Below are 8937 nucleotides of genomic sequence, written 5' to 3' on the forward strand. Positions count from 1 at the left end.
CAGGTTTTTTATTTCTGGGTCCTGAGTCTCCGAAGGAATGAATCCGGGGGCTTGTATCCTGGATGCTTGATTGTCAATGTAGAGTGCGCCGAAGAGTACCTGATTAATTTTAGCAATTTTCTGGAAACCCTCTGTCTTTGGCTGAGTTTTTTTCAGACGTGAAACCTACCGAGAGGAAGACGCTAACTTTATTAAGTATTAACTACTATTTTTAAACAATATTATTAGGAATTCTGAGCGTGCTTCAACAAAATAGAAGTTTAGGGGAACAGGCGATCGACAAAGTAGCCGAGATTGCTATTGCTAGCAAATTAGACGAATCCGAAACTTTGTCTGTCACAGTTAACACCGATCCTGGCCAGCTAGCCCAGGGAGAAGTAGAGGCCGTTGCCGTTGAGGGCAAAGGATTGGTAATGCAACAAGATTTGCGCGTGGAAGAATTGCAAATTCACGTCAAGGATATTGCTGTCAATCCCCTCACCGCTATGTTTGGCAAAATTGAACTGAACGGGCCTGCCTTTGGTGGGGCGCGCGCAGTTTTAACAGAAAGCGATATCAACCGCGCTTTTAATTCCGAATACATCAGCAGGAAACTGAAAAACTTACAAGTTACTGTTGACGGACAACAGCGGACAATAGACGTTAAAACTATTGAGTGCCAATTGCTAGCCGGAAAAATCGCTTTAAATGCTGAGGTATTGGTGCGGGAAACTTCCTCCACGGAAAAAATTTATTTTATATCACAACCTCAAATTGCAGCGGGCGGTTGGGCAATTTCTCTTCAAGATGTCGAGTATCCCGAAAACAAGGAATTTTCGCCGGAGTTAACAGCAGCTTTGGCTGACAAAGCTGGTGAAGTTTTAAACTTGCGAAATTTTGAACTTGAGGGAATATCCCTGCGAATTCAGCAGCTAAATGTGGAAGCTGGTGTGCTGACTTTGCAAGCTGAAGCGAAAGTCGAAAAATTCCCAGATTAGGAGCTTGTAGGGTGGGTCAAAAACAAGAAAGCTCTTCAATTCCAGCAACTATTGGAACTGGCGCACCCTACCATTATTATGCTTGGCTTTTGAAAAATCTCCGCAGTTGATGAAATCCCTCTAAAGTTATAAAAAAGTCGGTAGCAACCCGCACCAAAATATCACCGCCGTTAGAGGCAGGCATGGGGAGTTCACTTTTACTCTTGACAAGTAGTAGTAAAAAATTGGAAAAATTTTGTGAACACTGTAACTGCTTTTTTTAAAAGACTGCGTATCGGTCAATTTTTGACTGTATTGATGGCAGGTGTGCTGCTGTTTACCAGCACCGCTTGCAATGCGGGCGATGTTCGAGGTGCTCGGCCTGAGAATCCTCCCGTTCAAATGGGAGGAATGAATAACCCCCACAAGGGCGGTGGAGATGGATACACGAATTATCAAATGTCTACTGACCCTAAAGTCAATCAATCGCCTGCTAAAGCAGAAAAGAATCGGGCTGATTTGTCGATCTTGGGCGATCGTCTCCTGGCCTCGACTACGGGTGAATCTAATTCCTCAAAGCTGCTTTATCCGGGCTCTGCACCGATGGAAACTGACAAGTTCGACCTCGAACTCGGCGGAGATAAAACTCTGTTAGACTCGCCAGACGGACAGCCTGCTAAGGCTCAACCCGTATTCGATCGCAGCGATCCCGATGCCAATATTTTAGAGAGAGTAGGCGCCGCCTTTAAGGATGCTTCTGGTTTCCTGAAAGATAGCGCTGAAGATGCCAAGGAAAGCTCGGTTACGAAACTCAATCCGCTGCAAAAATAAGCCAGTGGAACCAAAAATGGTGTAGGGGCTGTCTGAAATTAGCCCCTACATAAATAATATAATTTATTGAAACTAGATAAATGCTTGTAGAGCTGCTTTCTGCTCAACCTGACTTACACTATTTCTGTATTTTTGATAAATTCCAGATTAAGATTTTTTAAATTTTAGGTAATTTCTGGTGCGAATTCGGGAGAGTATTTAGGGTAAATTTAATCATGTTGGAGAAATATAAAACAGATGGATGAAAATGAACTATTTTGCTGTAAATAAAACTGGCTGGATTCTTAATGTCGTGAACTCTTTCTGCTACCAACTGTGCTAAACTCGAATATCTTGAGTAAATTATCTCAAAATTCCCAGGCAAGTTTCGTTACTAAACTTAAATTTTGGGGTCGTTCTGCATAGCCAGGAAAAATCCTAAACACTTTTAGGCGTAAAGAAGCGTTGTAATGATAGATAAAATACCAGATATCCCCATATGATGGGACAGCTTTTTATAAAATGACAGAGTTTTTATTACAATAGCGAGGTATCCTGGGAAGCAGGGTGTTATTAAATCTTTCGATATCAAAATTTTTGCCCGTATCTCTCCAGCCAGATTAGTGTCGCTTGCGAGGAAAAGCTTTTTCATATATGACCCAAATATCTGTATAATACAGTACATATTGCCTGTAAACTGCTGAGAGCAAATCCCATAAATATGCTGGGTACAAGAAAACAGGGATTTCTACAGCTTCCTATAAAGCCAGTGTAGGCTTTGTTTGGGCTTAAAACGCAGTTTGTGTCCCGCTAAGCCAGTGATGATCTTCCCATGCTGGTTGTGAAGCAACAGGTAGAAACTCCTAATAACGTACTGCAACAACTGGAACCCATGGTGAACGGGTGAATTATTTTTAGCTAATCACTATAGCAATCCTAAATCAGTCGCAAAATTGATTGAGACCAGAATCCTTGCAATGTGAGCATCTTGCTCATGTATAATTTTGCAAATCATTTAGGATTGCTATATCCCCATGAAATCTGTGAAAAATACTTCTCGTAAATTGCGTCTCCGTACAGCCCTCGTCGTTCCCTTCGTTTTGCAAATTGTAGCGGCTGTTGGGTTAGTTGGTTATCTCTCCTTCCGCAATGGGCAAAAATCCGTTGAGGACTTGGCAACCCAACTCAGTAATCAGGTGAGTAGCCGCGTCAGTCAGCAGTTAAGTAACTACCTAGCAACACCCCAACAAGTGAATGGAATTAATGCACAGGCGATCGACCTGGGGATGCTAAACCCAGAGGATTTCGATACAACCAGACGATTTTTTTGGCGGGAAATGAAGTTGTCTGAAAAGCTCAGTAATATTGTGTTCTGTAGCCAGCAAGGAGAGTGTGTCGCCCTTGAACGAGGAGACGATGGTTCTTTATATACAGAAAGGATAGAAGCACCCGATGTAACGCACACCAAACGCTATTCCCTTGACGAAAGGGGCAATCTAAAAAAACTTTTGTCAACGGGGGGAACCTGGAATCCCAGGGAAGATGGATGGTACAAAAATACGGTAGCTAAGGGTAAACCAACCTGGAATCCCATCCATCAATGGGTGGATCGCCCTGACATCATTTCCGTTGTTTCTACCTACCCGGTGTATGACTCATCGAAGCGATTGAGGGGTGTACTGACAGCAGATTTCATTCTGTCCCAAATCAGTGATTTCCTACGTAATTTACACATCAGTTCGTCTGGCAAAATTTTTATCATGGAACGGGATGGCATGATTATTGCCAGTTCCAGCCAGGAGAAATCCTACAGGGAAGTTGATGGCAAAGCCCAACGCCTGAATGTATTTCAAAGCCAAGAACCCCTGCTGCGCGAGTCGGCTCAACAGTTGCGCGATCGCTTTGGCACTTTTGGTCAGATCAGCACTCCCCAAATGCTTTCAATGAAAATTAACAATGAAAAAACGTTTGTGTCTGTCACACCTTGGCAAGATAAGTTGGGACTCAACTGGGTAGTCGTCCTAGTGATTCCAGAGTCCGATTTTATGGGGGAGATTAACCTTAATACTCGCAACACAATCTTACTGTGTTTAGCAGCACTAGCTTTGGCAATTGTACTCGGTGTCCTGACTGCCCGCTCGATTACCATTCCCATTATCCGAATCACTAAAGCTGCTGAACAAATTGCTGCTGGTAACCTCGACAAGCGAGTAGACACTACTCACTTTATGGAAATTCAAGAAATTGATACACTGGAACGTTCCTTCGACAGCATGGCAGGGCAACTGAAGGAATCGTTTGAAACACTAGAAGATAAAGTTAAAGAACGCACGGCAGAACTGGCAACTGCCAACGACGAAATCATTGTCCTCAACGAGAGACTCAAGGAAGACAATCTTCGCATGGGTGCTGAATTGGATATCGTGCGTCAAATGCAGCAAATGATTCTGCCCAATGCTGATGAACTGGAAATTGAAGGACTCGATATTGCCGGATACATGGAGGCTGCCGATGAAGTCGGAGGCGACTACTATGAGGTGTTAAACAGTGATGGTGTTGTTACTCTGGGCATCGGTGATGTTACTGGACATGGACTCGAAAGCGGTATATTGATGCTGATGGCGCAAACAGCCGTTCGTACCCTCAATGAGATCCGCGAAACTGATCCGGTTCGGTTCCTAGATGCGCTCAACCGCACCCTGTATAAAAACGTGCAGCGCATGAAATCTGAGAAAAGTCTCACCCTAGCGATTTTAAATTATTCCGAAGGACGGGTCAGCATTAGCGGTCAGCATGAAGAAACAATCATTGTGCGCCTTGGCGGACAGGTTGAGCGAATAGACACGATGGATTTAGGTTTTCCGATTGCTCTTGACGATGACATTGCTGAGTTCATCAGTCAAATTTCAATAGAGCTACAGTTAGGAGATGGTATCGTGCTATATACCGATGGTATTCCTGAAGCCAAAGACATTAACAAAAAACAATATGGCATTGAGGCGATGTGTGAAGTCATCAGCAAAAACTGGGATTTGTCTGCTGAAGAAATTAAGCAAGCGGTGATTGACGATGTGCGGCGACATATCGGCCATCAAAAAGTGTTTGATGATATTACCCTGTTGGTTGTGAAGCGGAGCCAATTAGGTGTAGAAAAAAAGTCCCAGCCTCAAACAGCCACTTTGGTTTAGAGCGATCGCCAATACCTCGAAACCATAAACTTATGACATCAAAGTGGAAATGGTCGTCGGGGCGATCGCCTTAGCAGTCAAATTTACGAAGAGGTGGTGAGATATCTCAAACGCAACGCCCCAAAAGAGTCTTAATTTCAAGAGAACTCCAAAGCTGTAGTCAACTTCTAAATTTCTATGATTAAATCTATCTAATGATATATTGCATCAATGTAAAGAAAGCGATCAATCGCGGGATGAGCGCTCCCTTTATTGACATTAGTGCTTGCGGTCAATTAAAACTATTCACTCAAAGCCTTTCTACATAGCGTAAGGCGCGCCAAGGCGCACCCTACCGGAGCGATCTGCAAGGGTAATTCCTATTCCTCTCAAAGCTTTTTCCGAGCTAAAACAGCTTTATTCTATTTTTTATTTGACTCAGAAACATCAGCAATCAAATCGTCTTTATCAACTTTCGGTACAAAATCAGGGCGTTCTTTGGCTTCCCAACCGGGTGGGCGCTTGGAGTTGTACCACGCGATCGAGCCGATCGTAACTGCGGCAAGAAAGCCAGCAACAAGAACTAATATTGGAGTGGTCAAGCTGACACTTGATTCCGGCACTGGCTGCTGCATCAGCAGCTCAATCATTACTCGCTTGATGGGTGCAACAACAACTGCCATGGGAGTGGTCAAGCTGAGATCTATCATTAGGCTAAATCCTTATCTACTCTACTTTTACATTATTTTAAGTGCTAAGGGCGGTTGGTTGATATATCTGAAGGCTGAAAAAGTGGCAGAATTGCGGTCATAATGTTTAGAGCTTGAAAATAGGAGAGCTGATTTTATGCCGTTGGGGACAATAGCATTGCTGTTGGCTGCTAGTTTCAGCCTGGGTGCTTTACCGCTAACGGGATGGGCGGTGCGAGTCTTTACCCGCCGAGATTTGAGGGCGCTGGGCACGGGGAATGTGGGGGTGTCGGCAGCTTTCATTCACGGGGGGAAATTAGCGGGAATTGTGGCGGTGTTGGCGGAAATTGCCAGGGGTATTTTGCCGGTGTTGGCGGGGCGATTTTGCTTCCCGGATGCACCTGCGATCGCGATCGCCCTGTTAATTCCTCTAGTTGCGGGCAGATATGCGATCGCCCGAGGTGGAGGCGTGACCAACGCTGTTTGGGGTCTTTTGGTATTTTCGCCGCCGGTGGCTGTATCATCGGGGATTTGGGGGCTGCTGGTGTGGGGTTTGGCACAGCGGTGGTGGGGTGAGGGCGATCGGGCCAGACTTTTTGCTTCCCGTTGCGGCTGTCTGTGCACCCCAATCTGGGTTTTGGTGTGGCGACAATCAATGCCAGAATTTTTAGCAGCAGCAGGATTAGCTTTGTTGTTAGCAGCAATTAACTTCACTCAGGGTGATGATATGGCTTTATCTAAATCAGAGCAATTGTTTTCTCTTGATGACTCGTTAGATGCTGCAATCTGCGGCGATAAAGCGGCTAAATTGTCTCAACTCAAACGCGCCGGTTTTAATGTACCCTCTGGTTGGATATTGTCATCGAAGGAAGAAGGAAGAAGGAAGAAGGAAGAAGGAAGAGGGAAGAAGGAAGAGGGAAGAAAGAATGAGGAAAATCCCGCTCTACTGTTAATCAGTAATTCTGTAATCCAAATTCTAAAATCCAAAATCCAAAATCGAATGATTGTGCGTTCTTCTGCAGCGGGAGAAGATGGCGATACGAGTTCTGCCGCCGGACAATATCAAACTATTGGCCCTGTTTTCACTGAAGCAGAATTGCTCGATGCAATTAATCGCTGTCGCCAGTCTTATTGGACTTCCGAAGCTGTGGCTTACCGCCGCCAACGGCAACTCCCCGATACCCAAATGGCTGTATTAATTCAGCCTTATATTGACAGCGAATTTGCGGGAGTTATGTTCAGTCGCAATCCTTTAGATGGCGGTTCCCAGGTAATTATAGAAGCTTTACCGGGAGGAGCCGAAGCTGTTGTCCGGGGACAATGTACTCCGGTTCATTTAGAAATTGATTTTAATAAAGCTGAATCCTTAGAAAAAACATTAACTGAACTTCAAAGTAATTCAATTATTGCTAAATTCCTTTTAGCAGAATTGGTGAAACAAGCCCAAGCGATTGAAGCATTTTTTCACGGAATCCCGCAGGATATTGAGTGGAGTTGGGACGGTGAAAAAGTTTGGATTTTGCAAAGCCGCCCAATTACTAATTTGCAGCCTTTTTGGACGCGCACTATTGCAGCCGAAGTGATTCCTGGTGCAATTCGTCCGTTAACTTGGTCGATTAATCGGCCGCTGACTTGCGGGGTTTGGGGAGAGATTTTTCAGGTGGTTTTGGGCGATCACGCCAGCAATTTAAACTTTAACGAAACGGCAACTTTGCTTGGTTCTCACGCCTATTTTAATGCGACTTTGTTGGGCGAAATTTTTCGGATGATGGGATTGCCGGAGCAGGGTTTGGAATTTTTGCTCAGAGGGCAAAAAATGGGCAAGCCGCCTTTGGGGAAGATTTTGCCTTCTTTGCCCGGTTTGTGGCGTCTGGTGCAGCGGGAGAGGGCGCTGAATGCAGAATTTAAGGGCGATCGTACTTCTATTTTCCTCCCGGCACTCCAAAGTCTGGAGAAGGAAGAAGGAAGTTCGGCAACGAGCACTGTACAAGATGTAACGGATGTAACGGATGTCCGTCCGATGGAAGTCGGAAGAGGGAAGAAGGAAGAAGGAAGAGGTTCGAGCGAAGAAGAAATATTAATGCCCAATGCCGAATGCCCAATTCCCAATTATCAATATTTAACGGAATTGTTGGAGAGGGCGGAGCAAATTCAGGAGTGGCTGAAACCGATTACTTACTACAATATATTAGGGCCGATCGGGCTGGCTATTCGCAAGGCAATTTTTCGCGTTTCCGATGAATGGCTGGGCAATGACAGCGCTCCTGAAATTGCTTCTGTGCGAGCTTTACAGCAGTTGGCTCAGAAATTGCGGCAATCGGCTGTTTCGCAGTCTGACAAAACTGTTTCTGTCGCAGATTTAGCACAGACATTTGCGGAAACTCCGGCTTTACAAGCAGATTTTGAAAAGTGGCTTGATATTTACGGATATTTGAGCGAGGTGGGAACGGATATTGCTGTTCCTACTTGGCGAGAACAACCGGAAATTTATCAAAAGTTGCTAATAACTATGGCTCAAAAAGCCGAAACTAATTTAGTTGAAAAGCGTGAAATAAAATTGACTTTTTCGCAGAAGTGGCGATTAGATAAATGTCAAGAAAGAGCGCTCGTCAAAAACGAAATTAGCGAAATTTACGCGCGGTTGTTGGCTCATTTACGGTGGAGTTTTTTGGAGATTGAAGCTTACGGATTGGCAATGCAGGTGTTTCAGGAAAGCGGGGATATTTTTTATCTAAAATTTGGGGAAATTCAGCAGTGGATTCGTAGCGGTGCAAGTGTTTCGTTTAAGGATACAATTACGGAAAGGCGCGATCGCCTGGTAGCCGATCGCGATCGTCCGATTCCCCCCGTGGTCTACGGCAATTTGCTGCCAAATTCTCAGACAAGGGCGATCGAACTGGCAACATCAGAAACTAATATTATCCAGGGAATTCCCGCGAGTATCGGCCGTGTCGAAGGCTTTGTCAAGATTTGCCGCACCGCGAGCACAGATTTAGGAGAAAATGCGATCGCAGTAGTCCCATACACCGATGCAGGTTGGGGACCCCTGCTATTAGGAGCAACAGCAATTATCGCCGAAGTTGGTGGACAATTATCTCACGGAGCAATAATCGCTCGCGAGTACAAAATTCCCGCAGTTATGAATATTGCTGAAGCTACAACTCGCTTGCGAGACGGTCAAAAAGTGCGAGTAGACGGGTATCTCGGCACTGTAGAACTGCTGGAATAATTAGGGTTTGCTGAATCAGTGAGAAAAGTAAACAGTGTAGGGATTTTCCGACCAAAAAAGTAGTAAGGGTGCAAGAAAAACAGGTA

5 protein-coding genes and 1 pseudogene are annotated in these 8937 nt (G+C 44.9%); 5 read left to right on the plus strand and 1 reads right to left on the minus strand.

What is annotated here, in order from left to right:
- The first annotated feature begins 239 nt into the window (after window positions 1–239).
- The 4 genes and pseudogenes from QUA36_RS30040 (at window position 240) to QUA36_RS31510 (ending at window position 4954) form a co-directional block, all read left to right on the plus strand.
- On the plus strand, window positions 240–977 hold the full coding sequence (locus QUA36_RS30040; protein WP_333455634.1) for a DUF2993 domain-containing protein: 738 nt from the start codon (window positions 240–242) through the stop codon (window positions 975–977).
- Window positions 978–1214: 237 nt separating this feature from the next.
- Complete coding sequence (locus tag QUA36_RS30045; protein WP_333460021.1) at window positions 1215–1787, plus strand: DUF6658 family protein; 573 nt, start codon at window positions 1215–1217, stop codon at window positions 1785–1787.
- A gap of 1013 nt (window positions 1788–2800) precedes the next feature.
- Window positions 2801–3589: pseudogene (locus QUA36_RS31505) on the plus strand (cache domain-containing protein); the annotation flags it as partial.
- Between the two features lie 222 nt (window positions 3590–3811).
- A complete protein-coding gene (locus tag QUA36_RS31510; RefSeq protein ID WP_445300003.1) occupies window positions 3812–4954 on the plus strand; it encodes a PP2C family protein-serine/threonine phosphatase in 1143 nt (380 codons plus the stop codon).
- A gap of 401 nt (window positions 4955–5355) precedes the next feature.
- Here the strand turns inward: QUA36_RS31510 and psb35 are convergent, their stop codons facing one another.
- Window positions 5356–5568, minus strand: a complete 213-nt coding sequence (gene psb35 / locus QUA36_RS30055; RefSeq protein WP_333159616.1) for a photosystem II assembly protein Psb35 — start codon at window positions 5566–5568, stop codon at window positions 5356–5358.
- 211 nt (window positions 5569–5779) lie between these two features.
- Here psb35 and QUA36_RS30060 point away from each other — a divergent pair, with 211 nt between their 5' ends.
- Entirely contained in the window at window positions 5780–8851 is a 3072-nt protein-coding gene (locus QUA36_RS30060; protein WP_333460023.1) for a glycerol-3-phosphate acyltransferase, read from the plus strand.
- The last annotated feature ends 86 nt before the right edge of the window (window positions 8852–8937 follow it).

Source organism: Microcoleus sp. Pol10D4 (assembly GCF_036701555.1).
In the GTDB taxonomy this organism is placed as follows: domain Bacteria; phylum Cyanobacteriota; class Cyanobacteriia; order Cyanobacteriales; family Microcoleaceae; genus Microcoleus.

Coding starts and splice junctions, on each gene's coding strand:
- QUA36_RS30060 (WP_333460023.1), top strand. CDS start 5,780: ATGCCGTTGGGGACAATAGCATTGCTGTTGGCTGCTAGTTTCAGCCTG.
- psb35 (WP_333159616.1), bottom strand. CDS start 5,568: ATGCAGCAGCCAGTGCCGGAATCAAGTGTCAGCTTGACCACTCCAATA.
- QUA36_RS31510 (WP_445300003.1), top strand. CDS start 3,812: ATGGGGGAGATTAACCTTAATACTCGCAACACAATCTTACTGTGTTTA.